The 16,880-nt window shown below is 56.5% G+C and carries 13 protein-coding genes; 6 read left to right on the top strand and 7 right to left on the bottom strand.

The features are described from left to right. Nucleotides 1–241 precede the first annotated feature (241 nt). A complete protein-coding gene (locus AAE045_RS05215; RefSeq protein WP_455546774.1) occupies nt 242–1,345 on the top strand; it encodes a MurR/RpiR family transcriptional regulator in 1,104 nt (367 codons plus the stop codon). A gap of 405 nt (nt 1,346–1,750) precedes the next feature. Then, nucleotides 1,751–2,413: a DUF3313 domain-containing protein gene (locus AAE045_RS05220; RefSeq protein WP_455546775.1), complete on the top strand. Its 663-nt coding sequence runs from the start codon at nt 1,751–1,753 to the stop codon at nt 2,411–2,413. 36 nt (nt 2,414–2,449) lie between these two features. Here the strand turns inward: AAE045_RS05220 and AAE045_RS05225 are convergent, their stop codons facing one another. Next, nucleotides 2,450–3,355, bottom strand: coding sequence for a DMT family transporter (locus AAE045_RS05225; protein ID WP_455546776.1), 906 nt, complete (start codon nt 3,353–3,355; stop codon nt 2,450–2,452). A 180-nt stretch (nt 3,356–3,535) separates the two neighbouring features. On the opposite strand from AAE045_RS05225, the gene AAE045_RS05230 reads away from it, so the two are divergent. Next, nucleotides 3,536–4,408, top strand: coding sequence for a helix-turn-helix domain-containing protein (locus AAE045_RS05230; RefSeq protein WP_455546777.1), 873 nt, complete (start codon nt 3,536–3,538; stop codon nt 4,406–4,408). On the opposite strand, the gene AAE045_RS05235 is transcribed toward AAE045_RS05230, so the two are convergent. Beyond that, nucleotides 4,388–5,551, bottom strand: a complete 1,164-nt coding sequence (locus AAE045_RS05235) for a benzoate/H(+) symporter BenE family transporter (protein WP_455546778.1) — start codon at nt 5,549–5,551, stop codon at nt 4,388–4,390. The genes AAE045_RS05230 and AAE045_RS05235 overlap by 21 nt on opposite strands. A 95-nt stretch (nt 5,552–5,646) precedes the next feature. On the opposite strand from AAE045_RS05235, the gene AAE045_RS05240 reads away from it, so the two are divergent. From AAE045_RS05240 to AAE045_RS05250, 3 genes are all read left to right on the top strand, one after another. Next, nucleotides 5,647–6,192 carry a helix-turn-helix domain-containing protein gene (locus tag AAE045_RS05240; protein ID WP_455546779.1) on the top strand — a complete coding sequence of 182 codons (546 nt, stop codon included), beginning with the start codon at nt 5,647–5,649 and terminating at the stop codon, nt 6,190–6,192. 86 nt (nt 6,193–6,278) lie between these two features. Next, on the top strand, nt 6,279–8,243 hold the full coding sequence (locus AAE045_RS05245) for a peptidase U32 family protein (RefSeq protein ID WP_455546780.1): 1,965 nt from the start codon (nt 6,279–6,281) through the stop codon (nt 8,241–8,243). 265 nt (nt 8,244–8,508) lie between these two features. Then, nucleotides 8,509–9,378 (top strand): crotonase/enoyl-CoA hydratase family protein, encoded by an 870-nt coding sequence (locus AAE045_RS05250; RefSeq protein ID WP_455546781.1) that lies wholly within the window; start codon nt 8,509–8,511, stop codon nt 9,376–9,378. A gap of 73 nt (nt 9,379–9,451) precedes the next feature. Here the strand turns inward: AAE045_RS05250 and AAE045_RS05255 are convergent, their stop codons facing one another. From AAE045_RS05255 to fabI, 5 genes are all read right to left on the bottom strand, one after another. Then, on the bottom strand, nt 9,452–10,174 hold the full coding sequence (locus tag AAE045_RS05255) for a lipopolysaccharide core heptose(II) kinase RfaY (RefSeq protein WP_455546782.1): 723 nt from the start codon (nt 10,172–10,174) through the stop codon (nt 9,452–9,454). Nucleotides 10,175–10,344: 170 nt separating this feature from the next. Then, nucleotides 10,345–12,336 carry a cyclic di-GMP phosphodiesterase gene (gene pdeR, locus AAE045_RS05260; protein WP_455546783.1) on the bottom strand — a complete coding sequence of 664 codons (1,992 nt, stop codon included), beginning with the start codon at nt 12,334–12,336 and terminating at the stop codon, nt 10,345–10,347. Between the two features lie 343 nt (nt 12,337–12,679). Continuing rightward, complete coding sequence (locus AAE045_RS05265; protein ID WP_455546784.1) at nt 12,680–14,614, bottom strand: exoribonuclease II; 1,935 nt, start codon at nt 14,612–14,614, stop codon at nt 12,680–12,682. Nucleotides 14,615–14,697: 83 nt separating this feature from the next. Beyond that, nucleotides 14,698–15,873: a CMD domain-containing protein gene (locus AAE045_RS05270; RefSeq protein ID WP_455546785.1), complete on the bottom strand. Its 1,176-nt coding sequence runs from the start codon at nt 15,871–15,873 to the stop codon at nt 14,698–14,700. Between the two features lie 198 nt (nt 15,874–16,071). Further along, on the bottom strand, nt 16,072–16,860 hold the full coding sequence (gene fabI / locus AAE045_RS05275; RefSeq protein ID WP_202303677.1) for an enoyl-ACP reductase FabI: 789 nt from the start codon (nt 16,858–16,860) through the stop codon (nt 16,072–16,074). Nucleotides 16,861–16,880: the final 20 nt, after the last annotated feature.

Here is a 16,880-nt window from a genome sequence, read left to right on the forward strand (position 1 = left end):
ATACATTAGCGGTTTTGCGCAGCATGTATGAAAATTATTTTCATGAGTGTGATCGCCGTTGGATTATCGCGCGGAGCCGGGATGTCAGGCACAGTTATGTGATCTGAATAACTAAATCAGAAAACCTTTGCGTAATAGCTGAAAAACTCTGCGGCCCTGCTCGAGAAAAATTGAAAAATAATTTCAATGATCTATGATGATTTCATCGTCCCGCCGTCGCCAGCGTAAGGAACTAACCCCCATGGATATCGTTTACCAGCTGGTAAATGGGTTATCAGGTCTGCCTGCCCAGGAGTCCCGCCTCGCGCGCTTCTTCCTCGAAAATTTTTCGCAGGTGCCTGAATCAACGATGGAAGAATTAGCCGCCAGGGCAGGCGTCAGCCCGGCGACGCTGCACAACTTTGCCCGCAGCATCGGCTGTCATGACATCAATGATTTTCTCGGCAGGGTGCGCCATCAGCAGCAGGACATCAGCGGCAGTCCGCTGCCGTCGCCGTCGGGTATTCTGGGGGATGCGGCATGGGTAGAACCCGGCGCGCTGCAGCAGCTCGCGGCGAAAGCGGGCGTAAGCAGCGATATTCTGGCGCGGTTTACCCACTCGACGGGGAAAGAAGACGCAGGCGACATCCTGGCCCGCATTCGCAGCCGGCTGGGCGATTTTAGCCAGCAGGAAGCGCGCGTGGCGCAGACTATTCTGGACGACGTGGCCTTTGCCTGTTCGGCGACGATTGACCAGCTTGCCAGCGCGGCGGGCGTCAGCCCGGCAACCATTACGCGCTTTGCCCGGGCCTCGGGCTGCGACGATATCCGCGATCTGCGCATGAAGCTGGCCCAGTCCAGCAAGCCTGCGCCGGTGGGGGGCCTGCCGCAGCTCTGGCGTAACAAGCTCCAGGACGTTACTGGTTCACTGGGCACCCAGCTGGGCGAGCTGTCCCCAGCTGCGCTACAGCAGGCCGTGACGGCGTTACAACGTGCCAGCGGCGTACATATTTTTAGCGCAGGCGCTGCGGACACCCCCTTTGCCAGCCTTCTGCAGTACCGCCTGTTAACGCAAAGCCTTCCCGCCAGCCTCTGCCTTGATCCAGCGCTGATGAGTATTACCGCGTCGATGCTGCGCGTGGGCCAGGCGCTGGTTATCGTTGCCGGAACCCTTCCCGAGCCAGCATTAATGGCTGCTGCTTATCAGGCCCGCCTTAATGGCGCGACGGTTATTGTCATTGCCAGCACGCAAAGTCCGCTTATTACAAAGAACGACATTGTCCTGCCGTTAACGGATAGTTATTACGGAACGCTGCTTATTATTGATTTGCTCTGTGAAAGAATACCCTTTGATAAGGAAGATTAAGAATTCACTTATGACGAAATTCTTAAAAAACAATGCCCATGATGTTAGTTTTTGTTTGCAGATATTAATGGGCTGCGATTTTTTGAATCACCGTAAGCCAATGTAAAACAGTGGGTTAGCCTGGCATGCCGCATTATGGCTGCTTCCCTTCGCAATAAATCATCCACAAAATAATCTCTGCTAATAATCTGCAGTACTGCAGAAATATTAAATCAGCCTTAGCATTAGGCAAATAAAGAAGAATTATTACGCAGCAAGCGGTTAAATTTTATCCTCACCATTAGCTTATGGTGCTTTGTTCTCGCTTATAAATCTCAATTTGTGACAAAACAAGACGGCCACATAGTTTGTGCGTGTTTCATTTGCTATAACAGCGCCGCTTACATGCTATTACAGGGAATATTCATGCGCACATCTCCGCTTATTAAGGCAGCCTGCCTGACGGGTCTGCTGGCTCTTGCCGGCTGCGCGTCATCCGTGACGCCGCCAGAAAAGTATTCGGGCTTTTTAAAAAATTACTCGGGGCTTCAGGAAACCGAGTCTCATACGGGCAAAACGATTTTGCGCTGGGTCTCTCCGGACTATAAAAGCGCAAACTACGATAGCCTGGTCTTTACTCCGCTGACCTATTATCCGGTACCGAAGCCGAGCACCCAGGTAGGGCAGGAAGCGCTGGATAAAATCCTAGCCTATGCCAACACCCGGCTGAAAGAGGGAGCGGAAAAACGCATCAGGCTGGTCAGTACGCCCGGGCCGCACAGCCTGATTTTCCGCGGTGCAATCACCGGCGTGAACAGCAGCGCCGAGGGACTTCAGTTCTACGAGGTCATCCCGGTGGCGATGATTGTTGCCGGAACCGAAATGGCGACCGGCCACCGCACCATGGACACCCATCTCTACTTTGAAGGGGAGCTGATTGATGCCTCCACCCACAAGGTGGTGATGAAGGTGGTTCGCAAAGGGGAAGGGAACACGGTCAGCAATGAGAATACGCCGGTGACGGTGGAAACCATTAAAGGCGTGATTGACGATATGGCAACGGACGCTTCTGTATTCGTCGTTAAATGATCGTCAAGAGGGAGCCCGGGCAGGCTCCCTCTTTTGTTATGCCGTCCGCTTGCGCATTAACACCCCTCTGAGCATCCCCGGCTTAGAAAACATCACCATGTTCCCCATCAGGATCATCGCCAGCCCAATCACCGCATTACCGTGCCAGACATAGCCTTCATAGAACGTCGATAGGCTCAGCGCTACCAGCGGGAAAAGCAGGGTGCTGTAGGCCGCCGGGCCTGCGCCAATGCGCCCGACCAGCGTGAAATAGGCGCCGAATGCGATGACCGATCCGAATATTGCCAGATAGAGCAGCGAGCCGAGATAGCGGGCGGTGATTTCCGGCATAAACGAATCGCCGCGAACCAGCGCAACGGCTGCCATTATCAGCGCGCCGTAAAACATCGCGTAGGTATTCGTGGAGAGCGTTTCCAGCCCGCGTCGCTGATGGCGGGTGCTGATCATGTTACCGATAGAAAACCCGTAGGTACCCAGCGCGCTCAGACCAATGCCGAGCAGCAGCGACGGCGCAAGCTGAGTGGCAGCCAGATCGTGCCAGAAGAGGGCGACCACGCCAGCAATGCCCAGCGCCGCTGCGGGCAGCAGATTAGGATGCGGACGCTGGCGAAAGAAGATCATGCTATTAATAGCGTTGAAAATAACCGCCATTGAGAAAATCACGGATTCGAGGCCGGAGCTGATCCAGGCCGCAGCATGATAAAAACAGACAAAGTTGAAGCCGAACACGCAGGCACCCTGAAGCACGCAGAAAAGATGATCCTGCAGGCTAATGCGGCGCAGGCGCCCGAGCGACTTCAGCACGACCAGCATCACGACGGCGGCCACGGCAAAGCGCCAGAAAATTGAAACCGGCACCGATACCACGCCCTGCTGCATGTAAATCGCCAGCCAGGTCGTTCCCCAAATCACCACCACCAGAATATAAAGCAGAGCGTTCATGTTGTTATTCCCTCGTCGAACAGTGGCGACAGTGTGCGGATAACAGCACTCCCTGGCTTTCACGAGGTTGCCTGACTTGCATATTCTTGCGCATTTATTTCGCCAGCGGCAGGGGAATGACTGGTAACGGTCGCGGTCACTTCATAAACTAACGTTTTACCCACCAGTCGACACCCGCCCATGAACCAGCCCTACGACGCCTTTGAAAACCTGCGTAAGCATAACGCCCGTCTTGACGACAGCGTGCGGCTGGGCTCGGGCATTCAGCTGGCGGCCTGGTCAAATCATTTCGACAGGGTGACCCAGTGCAGCGATCACCATACGCTCAGCCTGTATATCAACAACGGCTACGAAACCTACCAGAAAACGACGGGCGGCTGGAAAAGCGGCGGCGGGCCGGATCGCTTTTGCCTGATGCCGGAAAATGGGGAGACAACGTGGGATATCCGCAACGCGTTTTCCTTCGTGCACCTCTATTGTACCGACGCGCATCTGCGGCACATTGCGGAGCAAATCTGGGACCGCAGCCCGGCGAATTTACAGCTCGATGAAAAAACTTTTGCGGAAGATCCGCGCATCACGCAGCTCTACCGTCATTTTCTGCTGAGCAGCGACTGGCAGCAGAGCGCCAACCATATGACGCTCAGCACCGCCTCAACCCTGCTGCTGACCCATCTGGTGCAGCACTACAGCAGCGTACAGTGGAAGCTGCCTGCGGTGCGCGGCGGGCTGGCACCCGTGGTCCTGCGCAACATTCAGGCCTACATCGAACAGCATATCAGCGAGCCTCTGACCCTTGCCGAACTGGCGCTGGAGGCGGGGCTGAGCGAGTTTCACTTCGCAAGAATGTTCAAACAGTCGACCCGGCAGGCCCCGCATCAGTACGTCATGCAGCGCCGCATGGTTCGGGCCGAAACGCTGGTGCGCCACAGCCCGCTCTCCCTGACGGAGATCGCGATGGCCTGCGGTTTCAGCTCCGCCAGCCACTTCAGCAACCGCTTTAAATCAATGCTGGGCGTCACGCCTTCGCAGCTACGCTCTGAGGGCAAGTAGCACGCAGTAACAAATCCCACCCGCCAGCATCCCCCAGAAGGCAGAGCCTACTCCCGCCAGCGTGAGTCCGGACGCGGTCACCAGAAAAGTGACAACGGCGGCGTCGCGCTCACGCTCGTTGTTGAGCGCCTGATGCAGGCTCCCGGCAATGGTGCCCAGCAGGGCCAGCCCGGCAAGCGTATGGATCCAGGCCACAGGCAGGGCGGTCAGCAGCGACGATATCGAAGCGCCAAAAATGCCCGCCAGCACATAGAACACCCCGGCAGCGGCGGCGGCCAGCCATCTTTTATCAGGATCGGGATGCGCTTCTTTGCTCTGGCAGATTGCGGCGGTAATCGCCGCGATGCAAATCGAGAATACGCCAAACGGGGCCAGCAGCAGGGCAATCAGCGCGGTAACAACCATCAGCGGAGAGACGGGCACGTCGTAGCCCGATGCTTTTAACGTCGCCACGCCCGGTGCGTTTTGCGAAGCCATAGTGACAAGGAAAAAGGGCACGCCAATTCCCAACAGGCTGGAGAGCGAAAAGTGCGGAGCGGTAAACTCCGGCAAAACCACACCCATCGGCACGCTGTCTGTGCTGAATTCTCCTGTGACCAGGCAAATAACTAAGCCCGCGATCATCGCAACTACCACCGCATAGCGCGGGGCGAGCAGCTTTGCTACCAGCCAGCTGAGCAGCATCGTGCCGCACAATAAAAAGTGACCCTGTAACGAAGTAAAGGTATCCAGCCCAAAGCGCAGCAGTATTCCGGCCAGCATGGCGGCGGAAAGCGTTGGGGGAATGAGGCGCATCAGACGGGCGAACAGGCCGGTGGCACCGCATATCAGGATGAGCGCGGAAGCAAATATAAAGACGCCAACGGCTTCGTTAAGGGTGCTTCCGTGCAGGCTGGTAGCCAGCAAAGCGGCGCCAGGCGTGGACCATGCGGTGAGGATCGGCGCGCGATACCACAGCGTAAGAATAAGCGTGCTTATGCCCATCCCGATGCCCAGCATGGTCAGCCAGCCGGCAATCTGCGCGCTGTTTGCCCCCGCCGCATCTGCCGCCTGCCAGATGATGGCCGCCGAGCTCGCATAGCCCACCAGCACCGCCACAAAGCCGGCAAGTAAAGCAGGAAGGGGAATAGAGGGTAACCGCATGATGCTCTCCCGTGCGTTATAACGTCCGCCGAGTATAGCGCCGTGCGTTATAGCGCACAAGCGGCTATACTCCCGCCGTACATAAGGAGAACATAATGGATATCACCGCCCATTTGAGCGCCACCCTGAAAACGCTACGCCAGACGCGGGGCTGGAGCCTGGCGCTCGCAGCGGAAAAGACGGGCGTGTCAAAAGCGATGCTCGGACAGATTGAGCGAAACGAATCCAGCCCGACGGTGGCGACGCTGTGGAAGATAGCCACCGGCTTTAACGTGCCGTTTTCGGTCTTTTTGCAGACCAGCGAGCCGCCTGAACGCCCGGTTTTCGATCCCCAGAACAGCGACATGGTGGTGGTTCCGCTGTTTCCCTACGACGAACAGCTACGCTTCGACTGGTTCGCCATCTCCCTTGCCCCCGGCGCGTTAAGCGAATCCTCCCCGCATGATGTTGGCGTGGTGGAACACGTCACGGTGATCAGCGGCGCGCTGGATATGCAGATTCAGGGGCAGTGGCGGACGCTCGCGGCCGGTGAAGGTATCCGCTTCGCCGGGGATGAGGCGCACGGTTATCGCAACAGCAGCGCCGATCGCGTGCAGTTTCATTCGTTAATTCATTACCCGGCCACGCCCTCCGCGCGATGAGGGATATCGGCTAAACATCCCCTGTTTTTAAGGCGTCTTTCTGACTACAATAGCCGCCTTTCGCCATCAGACAGAAAATGAACAATATGCGCCTGCACGCAAATCATCTTGAATTACTCAGCCCCGCCCGCGACGCCGACATTGCCCGTGAAGCTATTCTGCATGGCGCAGATGCGGTTTACATCGGCGGCCCTGGTTTTGGCGCGCGCCACAACGCGGGCAACAGCCTGCGCGACCTGGCCGAACTGGTGCCGTTTGCCCATCGCTACGGCGCGAAAATCTTTGTCACGCTGAACACCATTCTGCATGATAACGAACTGGAGCCAGCGCGCCTGATGATCCACGATCTTTATCAGGCGGGCGTCGATGCGCTAATCGTGCAGGACATGGGCGTCATGGAAATGGACCTGCCGCCCATTGAAATTCACGCCAGCACGCAGTGCGACATCCGCAGCGTAGAAAAAGCGAAGTTTCTGTCTGACGTTGGCTTCTCGCAGATTGTCCTGGCCCGCGAGCTGAACCTGGACCAGATCCGCGCCATTCATCAGAACGTTGATGCGACCATCGAATTCTTTATTCACGGTGCGCTCTGCGTGGCCTATTCCGGGCAGTGCAATATTTCACACGCCCAGACGGGCCGCAGCGCAAACCGTGGCGACTGCTCGCAGGCCTGCCGTCTGCCGTACACTTTGAAAGACGATCAGGGCCGCGTGGTCGCCTTTGAAAAACATCTTCTGTCGATGAAAGATAACGACCAGAGCGCAAACCTGGCGGCTCTGGTAGAGGCGGGCGTGCGCTCCTTCAAGATTGAAGGGCGCTACAAAGATATGAGCTATGTGAAAAACATTACCTCCTATTATCGTCAGCTGCTTGATGAGCTGATGGAGAGCCGTACCGACCTGGTTCGCGCCTCTTCGGGCCGCACGTCCCACTTCTTTATTCCGTCCCCGGATAAAACGTTCCACCGCGGCAGCACCGACTACTTCGTGAATGAACGTAAAATCGACATTGGCGCCTTCGACTCCCCGAAATTCATCGGCCTGCAGGTAGGTGAAGTGCTGAAGGTTGGCAAAGATCATCTGGATGTTGCTGTCAAAGATGAGCTGACCAACGGCGATGGCCTGAACGTGCTGATCAAACGTGAAATTGTTGGCTTCCGCGCGAACACCGTCGAGAAAACGGGTAAAAACCAGTATCGCGTCTGGCCGAATGAAATGCCGGACACGCTGAAAAATCTGCGCCCGCACCATCCGCTGAACCGCAACCTCGACCATAACTGGCAACAGGCGCTGCTGAAAACCTCCAGCGAAAGGCGCGTGGCGGTGGATATGGAGCTGAGCGGCTGGCAGGAGCAGCTGGTACTGACGCTGACCAGCGAGGAGGGCGTGAGCGTAACGAAAACGCTGGAGGGGCAGTTTGAAGCCGCGAACAATCCGCAAAAAGCCTATGACAACCTGCGCGACGGCCTGACCAAGCTCGGGCAGAGCATGTACTCCTCGCGCCAGGTCAACATCAACTTACCTGAGCCGTACTTTGTCCCGAACAGCCTGCTAAACCAGCTTCGCCGTGATGCGGTCGATGCGCTCACAGAAGCGCGCTTAGCGCAGTATCAGCGCGGCTCACGGAAAGCGGTTTCGGTACCTGCGCCGGTTTATCCGGAAGAGCACCTGACGTTTCTTGCTAACGTCTACAACCACAAAGCGCGCGAGTTCTATCAGCGCTATGGCGTGAAGCTTATTGATGCCGCCTATGAAGCCCACGAAGAGAAGGGCGAAGTACCGGTGATGATCACCAAACACTGCCTGCGCTTTGCGTTTAACCTCTGCCCGAAGCAGGCGAAAGGCAATATCAAGAGCTGGCGCGCCACGCCAATGCAGCTGGTTCACGGCGACGAAGTGCTGACGCTGAAGTTCGACTGCCGCCCGTGCGAGATGCACGTCATCGGCAAGATGAAAAATCATATTCTTAAGATGCCGCTCCCCGGCAGCATCGTGGCGACCATCAGCCCGGACGAACTGATGAAAACCCTGCCGGGAAAAGCCAAAGGCTGACGCATCCGTAAGCTTAAAAGTACAGAAGAACGCCCATTCCGATGGGCGTTTTTTTTGGCTTCTGTCCTGAGACATATATAAATAATCTATCGGTTTAGTCATCTGGTCCGATAAGCCGTGGGAAAGTAACGGAGGCAGAAAAATAACCGCAAGGCTGCGTAAACAGAAACTATTGTTTGCCCATGCACGGCGGTAATTGACTGCTTTGCAACGCGATCTAAGGCTCCTTAGATCGTTCTCCCACCCTGAAACCCAGGATTGAAAGATGACAGTACTAAACCAACCAACCTGCAAATTGTTTACCGATACTGCACGTTTTACCCAGCTGTCGGGTTATTACGAAGAAGAGCGCCGCACGGTATGGATGATGCTGCGGGCGCAGCCGCGCCCGTGCTTTAACCACGTCCTGATCGAAGAGATCATGAACCTTAGCTATCTGGTCCAGCAGTCGGGATTTGAGGTGGACTTTTGGGTCACCGGCTCGCTGGTTCAGGGAATGTACAATACCGGCGGCGACCTGGGCTTTTTCGTCGAGACCATACGGCAGGGGCGGCGTGAAGCTTTGCGGGCGTATGCTCGCGCCTGTGTCGATTGCGTTCATGCCGCCTCACGCGGTTTTGATACCGGCGCGATAAGCCTGGCGATGGTCGAAGGCAGCGCCCTGGGCGGCGGTTTTGAAGCGGCGCTTGCGCACCACTTTATCCTGGCGCAGCGCGATGCGCGGCTGGGCTTCCCGGAAATCGCCTTCAACCTTTTCCCGGGAATGGGGGGCTATTCTCTGGTGGCCAGGCGCTCCGGCATGAAGCTCGCGGAAGATCTCATCTATAAAGGAGAGTCCCATACTGCGGAATGGTACGAACAGTACGGTTTAGTCGACGTGTTGTTTGAGCCTGACCAGGGCTACGTGGCAACCCGCACCTTTATTGATACGCTGCAGCCCAAGCTGAACGGCGTGCGGGCCATGCTCCGGGCGCGTCAGCGCGTGCTGCAGCTGCCCAGGGCCGAGCTGATGGATATTACGGAAGATTGGGTCGACGCCGCATTCTGCCTGCAGCCTAAGGATATTGCCTATATGGAAAGGCTGGTGCAGCTGCAAAATCGCCATACCTCGACGACCCTGCGTAAAGCAAGCTAGCAATTACAGAAGTAAGTAAAACGGCTGCGGACCTGCCGTTTTTTGACGCCGTTTCTTACCTGCGGCGTCTTTCTCAGGCTACCTGATTCATTTCAGGGTTGCCTTTTCTAACTTTCAGTTTGTTATGGCGGTGCATCTTTTTTGCCACTATCGCTTTCTGCCATATTCCGCTGACTTCAAACGGGACGCCAATTCTCAGGTTCATGGTTAAATTATCTTCGACGGCGCGCTTTTTATTATACGGTTTGCCGCACAGGTCGATAATTCTAATGCCTTCGTCACTCATGATGAAATTACCCTTGTGCGCGTCGCCGGAGATTATCTCCAGCTCATGCATCTTCTGAACCGCAGTCTTCAGTTCGTTCTTCATATCAGGGGTAATAACCGGGAGTTCCGACAATTCTTTGCCCGGAATATACTCAAACAGCATTATAGAAACTTTGGCAAAGTTCAGAAAGCGTCGCTCTGCCAGCAAAAAGAAATCGTTAGGAAACTGAAAGCCACAGTTTCGTGCGTAGTCGATCTTTTTGATCAGATTGACGTTATAACTTGCTGAAAACAGAGATTTAATGAAGCGTTCTATCAGTTTATTTCCCGGCGCGTAAATTTTCATGACGTACGGGCCGTGCTGAGTATTCAAAAGTGAAACGTGGGTATGCGGTTCACTTTTGAATACTTTATCAACACCGATGGTTTTTACATTGCATGACAATATGTCATCAAATATTTCAATGAGCTTGCGATCGCCATCTTTTACGTAGGTATGAAAGCCTTTATGCCTGAGCTTCTTTATCATCGTTGCGCCCACTCTGAAGGTAAAATACAGGGGAACGCCAGCATCGCTGGCGAAAGAGAAATAACACTTTCTCCTGATATTTTGACCTGTAGGCTAAGTATGACAAGCCCAGGGTTGTTTAATAATAAACCGCCGGGCTAAGCAGCAGGGATCCTCTGCCGGTTAAAGAGTTAGCGTGCGGTCCGCGCCTGATAACGTTTAAACCAGCGTTCAAAGGCGGCGGCGGGCATTGGCTTAGCAAAGAGATATCCCTGCCGTTCGTTGACGCCGTTTTTGGTGAGGAAGGAATCTTCTTTCTGGCTCTCCACGCCTTCGGCGATCACCTGTAAATTCAGCGCCTGGGCCACGGCAACGATGGCACGAACCAGCGACTGCGAAACGGACTGCTTGTGGATATCGCGCACGAAAGCCTGGTCGAGCTTGATTGCGTCAATCGGGAAGCGGGCGAGCTGCGAAAGAGAGGAGTAGCCGGTGCCGAAATCGTCCAGATGAACCTGCGCGCCGAGCTTGCTGAACTGCTGGATCACCGACAGCGCCAGCTCCTCGTTTTCAATCAGGCAGCTCTCCGTCAGCTCTACGTCTATCGGGCAGTACTCAAAATCCAGATCCTTCAGCGCCTGCTTCAGATCGCTGAATATGGTCTGGTCGGCCAGCTGTCGGGCGGAGACGTTCACCGCCACACGCAGGTTAATGCCCTTGTCGCGCCACTTTGCGACCTGCTGCACCACGCTAAGCATTACCCAGCGCCCCAGCGGCACAATCAGGCCGGACTCCTCGGCGTAGGAGATAAAGTCGAGCGGGGGAATCAAGCCGCGCTCGGGGGACTGCCAGCGAACCAGCGCCTCAAGGCTGCGGACTTCACCGCGCCAGGTCATTTTAGGCTGGTAGTGGATCACGAGCTGGTCGTTTTCCAGCGCCTTCCGCAGGTTGGTGTCCAGCCAGAGATATTCAAAGACGCGCTGGTTCATATCCGGCGAGAAGACGCAGAATTTACCGCGCCCGCTCTCTTTCGCCGTATACATTGCCGTATCGGCATTACGGATCAGGCTTTCGCGATCCTCGCCGTGCTGCGGGGCAAGTGAAATGCCCAGCGAACAGCCGGTATAAACCTCAATCAGGCCGATGCGGAAGGGGGTTTTGAGTCGGGTAAGAATGCGCGAGGACATCGCCTCAAGCGTGGCCTGGGATGTGTCGGACGCCAGCACGATAAACTCATCGCCTCCCAGCCTCGCCAGCACCTGACCCTCTTCAAGGCAGCTGAGTATTGCCAGCGAGACGGCCTGCAGAAGCTGATCGCCAAACATATGGCCGTAGGCATCGTTCACTTTCTTGAAATTATCGAGATCCAGATAGACAACCCCTACCTGACCGGCGCCGCGGTTTTCTATCGCTGAGCTGATCAGGTCGTGAATGGCATTTCTGTTCGGCAGGCCGGTAATCGTATCCGTGTTGGCCAGCACGCGCAGACGTTCCTGAGCGCGGCGCTCTTCGGTAATGTCGGTGCCGGAACAAATGAGATAGATTTCGTTTTTGCCGCTGCCGCTGTGCACGAACTTATTGCGAAACAGGAACAGCCGCTGGCCCTTGCGGGTTTTGATCCAGCGCTCCACTTCGTAGGAGTTACCGTTGCGAAAAAAGCCGCTGATATTGCGCTTCGAGGCGGCGGCTTCGCTGCGGCTCATAAACAGCTTAAACACGTTCTGGCCGATGACCTCCTGCTCTTTCAGCCCGGTGTACTCTTCGCTGAGACGGTTAAAGCGCTGGATATTGCCCTGGCGGTCCAGAATAACGATGACTGAGTTAGCTTCGGAAACAACCTGCTCGGCGAAAGAGAGGCCCTGGGCCAGGTCGCGGGCGACGGAAGGGGTGTCGTGCCAGGCGGAGGCCGTGCCCGCCCATTCGCGCTTTGACACCTTACGCCCTACGAGGTGGACGGGTACCTCAGCGCCGAACAGGGAGATAGACATGGTGATGCTTGAGGTGATGACGGTCATGCGGCGTATATCATCTGCCTGCTCCGGCGTCAGCGCCACAACCTGGCTGGTATCGGCCTTTTCATGAGCGGCAAGTTGCAGAGCATTGCTGTCCAGAAGCAAACGCCAGTATGGACTGGTTGTCCCTAAATAACGGTAAAGCAGGTTCTGCTCCATCTCGTCTTTCATGCTTTCTCCTGAACAGATGCATGGCGCGTCAGTTTAGTATTTATATTAGCAACATAAAGCCAATGTCAGGCGGGCAATAGCCGTTAAAAAAATAAGAATTGCGTTAACCGTCAGAAAAATAGCACTAAGGTGCATATTTTCTGGCGTCGTGAGGGCGTGAGAGTGGTTAAAAGCGCCAGTAACGGCTTATTAATTTACATGGGAAATTATAATTAAAGCAATAATATATTCAGCGCCGGATAAAAAGTAAGCGGCGTTTTTAACATGATTTAAAGGAAGGCGGGGGCGTCAGAAAAGAAAAAGGCTGAATATCCATTCAGCCTTTGTGGATCGTTATGTCGGATCAGACGGCGGGACGGGCGATTACGCTGCGGGTTTCCATGCGCACTTCGGCGATGGTCACGTCGATAACGTCAGTCACTTTGTAAGCCACTTCGCCTTTGATCTGCACGGTGCCCAGCTCCTGGCTGCAAACCATTTCATCACGCACGGCGTGAATGAACGGGGCCGGAATAAATGCCACGGCTCCGTTGTCCACCAGGCGCACGCGCATGCCGCCGCGGCTGACATCAATGATTTCGGCGGCGAAACGGGTGTCCGTGCCTGCCTTATCCTTCAGGAAGCGGGCGTACAGCCAGTCGCCAACGTCGCGCTCGGCCATGCGGTTCAGGCGGCGACGCTCGGCCATCTGGACGGTGGCCTCAGCGGCAGGGCGCCCGATGGTTTCACCCTTGATAATCGCCTTCAGCAGGCGGTGGTTAATCATGTCGCCGTACTTGCGGATAGGCGAGGTCCAGGTCGCATAGGCTTCCAGGCCAAGGCCGAAGTGCGGGCCAGGCTCGGTGCTGATTTCAGCGAAGGACTGGTAGCGGCGGATGCGGCTGTCCAGGAACCCTGTCGGCTGGGCGTCCAGCTCGCGGCGCAGCTTGCAGAAGCCGTCCAGCGTCAGCACTTCCTGCGCGTCGACGGTCAGACCGTGGCCCGCCAGCATGGTAGCCAGCTGCTCGGTATTGGCCGGATCGAAGCCGGTATGCACGTTGTAAATCCCGAAGCCGAGCCTGTCGCGCAGCACAACGGCGGCGCAGACGTTCGCGGCAATCATCGCTTCTTCAACGATACGGTTAGCGATACGGCGTGGCTCAGAGATGATATCCAGCACTTCGCCTTTCTCGCCCAGCACGAAGCGGTAGTCAGGGCGGTCTTTAAAGACCAGCGCATGGTTGTGGCGCCATTCGCCGCGGCTCAGGCAGATGCGCTGCAGCAGGCGAATTTGTTGAGCAATCTCGTCGTTCTGCGGCTGCCATTCGCCTTTGCCTTCCAGCCAGTCGGACACTTCGTCATAAACCAGCTTGGCCTTCGACTCGATGGTAGCGGCAAAGAAGTGAATGTCGCTGGCAATAGCGCCATCCTGTTCGATCGTCATACGGCAGGCGATGACGGGGCGGGTGACGTTGGCGCGCAGGGAGCAGAGGTCGTCTGACAGCTCACGCGGCAGCATCGGAATATTAAAGCCTGGCAGGTAATTGGTGAACGCACGCACTTTGGCGATGTTGTCCAGCTTGCTGCCTTCGGCTATCCACGCGGTGGGATCGGCAATAGCAACGGTCAGCTGAAGCCTGCCGTCTGCCAGCTCTTCGACATACAGCGCATCGTCCATATCTTCGGTGCTGGCGCTGTCGATGGTGACGAAGTTCAGGGCGGTCAAATCTTCACGTACCAGGCCATCGTCCAGCATCTCGGTCGCCACGCCGTCAGGCGCTTCACGCTCAAGATTATGGCGGGAAAGGGTGACCCACCAGGGGGCGAGATGATCGTCGCCGAAGGTAATGTACTGGGTCAGCTCGGCGTAGAAGCCGCGGTCGCCTTTCAGCGGGTGACGTTTCATTTCCGCCACGGCCCAGTCGCCGTTCTGGAAATCATGCGTGACGTTACGGTCAGCACGACACTGAATCGCGTCTTTCAACAGGGGATGGTCCGGCACGATGGACAGGCGATCGTCTTTACGCTGGACGCGGCCAACGAAGCGGGTGAGAAACGGCTCGATAAGCTCTTCTGGCTCCGCGGACTCCCGGTCTTTATCCGAATGGATCACTGCGCTGACCCGGTCGCCGTGCATCACTTTTTTCATCTGCGGCGGCGGAATAAAGTAGCTTTTCTGGGAGTCAACTTCGAGGAAGCCAAAGCCTTTTTCAGTGCCTTTTACCACGCCTTCAACGCGTGGAGTCTGGGAATGCAGTTGCTGTTTTAGCTGCGCGAGCAGCGGGTTATCCTGAAACATATTATTTAGTTTTCGTGGCCAAAAGAGCGGCTGACAGTTTTACGCGAATCCACCCCTGGCGGCAAGTGATGTTTACCGCGAAATCACCCCAGGCGACTGGGCTGGACGAGGGTACCGAGACCGATTTTTAAGCGGTTTACCCAGCCAAACAGACCGGCGCTGGCCAGCAGCCTCAGAACCTGAGAGGGGGTGAAGCCCTGCTCGAATAAGGGCTGGATGTGGGCGGCGCTGAATCTGTCCGGTGCGCGCGTCAGCAGCTGCACGGCCTGGATGACGGCCCGTTCACGCGGGTGGTTATGGCTCCAGGCCTGGAGCGCGCGATCGCCGTTGCGTATAGCCTCCGGCAAACCGTTCTCTTCTGCCCACTGTTGCGCGGCCTGAGCAAAGCAGGCGGGGCTGCCGTTGATCCTCGCCGTCAGCATCATGACCAGCTTTTGTTCGCTGCTCTGGCCCGGTGCGGGCTGCCAGAGCAGGCGAATCAGCTGGCTTAAGCCGTTAAGCGTCGGCGCATCGTGGGCCAGCAGCCAGTGCATGCCCTGTAGCGGGCCGAGCGGCTGGCTGACGCTCACCGCCTCAAGCTGATCCGCCTGGGCGTATCGCAGCTCGACGGGGGGTAAATCCGCAGCCCAGCCTGCACCTTCCGCGCTGAACAGCTCCGCCGCCGCGTCCTGCAGCGTATCCAGACCGGGCAGCCAGCGAACGGGCAGACCCTGAAGCGCCTGCCAGACGGCGATAGCGCGTGCCTGGAAGCCAATAAACCCGATGAGCTGGTTGAAGGTTACGATGTCGTCGACGGACAGGCCTACCTCATCCAGATGGGTCCGGGACGTGCTGTCGATGAGCGTCGGCTGGCTGGCGAGCTGGCGGGCGTACTGGGTAATTTGCGTCAGGCGCTGATTGCTCTCGCGGGAGGAGTCAGGCCCGGGCTGGGGAGCAAGACGGGCGGCATAGTGGTTGCACAGCCGCTGTACACCGCACACCTGGGCCACGGTTAACGCGGTGCTCAGCCTGTCGTAGCTGCTCAGCGTATGCAGGCGAGTCACGGTGACGTTTTCAGGCAGCAGCGTCAGGCCTGCGCTACGGGCCGCGTTTATCCACGACTGTTCTTCGGCGAGCTGTTCAGGACTTAACGTCAGGTCGAGCAAAAAACGATCGGCGTGGGCGGCTTCGGGAACTAACGGCAGCGCATCCGCCGGGCAGAGACTGGACTGGGTTTCATGATACCAGTGGTTTTTGCCCAAAATTTGGCGTTGTTCCATGGTCGTTCCTTGGTCAAAGAGTTAACAGGCCTGCCAGAAAGCGGGGGGCCTGGTTCGCTGCTTTATCCTGGCGCAAGCGTGGAAGGTGACAAAAGAATGATCGGTGATAACAAATACCGGAATGCTATATGGGGCGGTGCGGGGAGGGGGATATGCAGAAAAGTATGGGGCGGACGAGCGTCCACCCCATAGTGAAACTTATTTCAGTTCCAGCTCGTTCATTGCGGCGATGCTGAAGCCGCCGTCAACGTGGACCACTTCACCGGAGATACCGGCGGACAGGTCGGAGCACAGGAAGGCCGCAGAGTTACCCACGTCTTCGATGGTCACGGTGCGACGAATTGGGGTAACCGCTTCGCAGTGGGCCAGCATTTTACGGAAGTCTTTGATGCCGCTTGCTGCCAGAGTACGGATAGGACCCGCAGAGATGGCGTTAACACGCACGCCTTCAGGACCCATTGCGTTCGCCATGTAGCGCACGTTAGCTTCCAGAGAAGCTTTCGCCAGGCCCATCACATTGTAGTTAGGGATAGCACGCTCTGCGCCCAGGTAGGACAGAGTCAGCAGCGCAGAACCCGGGTTCAGCATTTCACGGCAAACTTTTGCCATGGCAACAAAGCTATAGGCGCTGATGTCGTGGGCGATTTTGAAGCCGTCACGGGTTACAGCGTTGACGTAGTCGCCGTCCAGCTGGTCCGCAGGAGCGAAGCCGATGGAGTGCACGAAGCCGTCAAATTTAGGCCAGCTTTTCGCCAGTTCGGTAAACAGCGCATCGATGCTTTCATCTTCTGCCACGTCGCACGGCAGCACAATGTTTGAGCCCAGCTCAGCAGCGAAACCTTCAACACGGCCTTTCAGTTTGTCGTTTTGATAGGTGAAAGCCAGCTCGGCGCCTTCGCGGTGCATCGCCTGAGCGATACCGTAAGCGATGGAAAGTTTGCTGGCGAGGCCAGTGATCAGAATGCGTTTACCGGTAAGAAAACCCATAGCTTTGAATCCTTATAGTT

Origin of the sequence: Dryocola clanedunensis (assembly GCF_038405435.1) — a bacterium.
Classification (GTDB): domain Bacteria; phylum Pseudomonadota; class Gammaproteobacteria; order Enterobacterales; family Enterobacteriaceae; genus Dryocola; species Dryocola clanedunensis_A.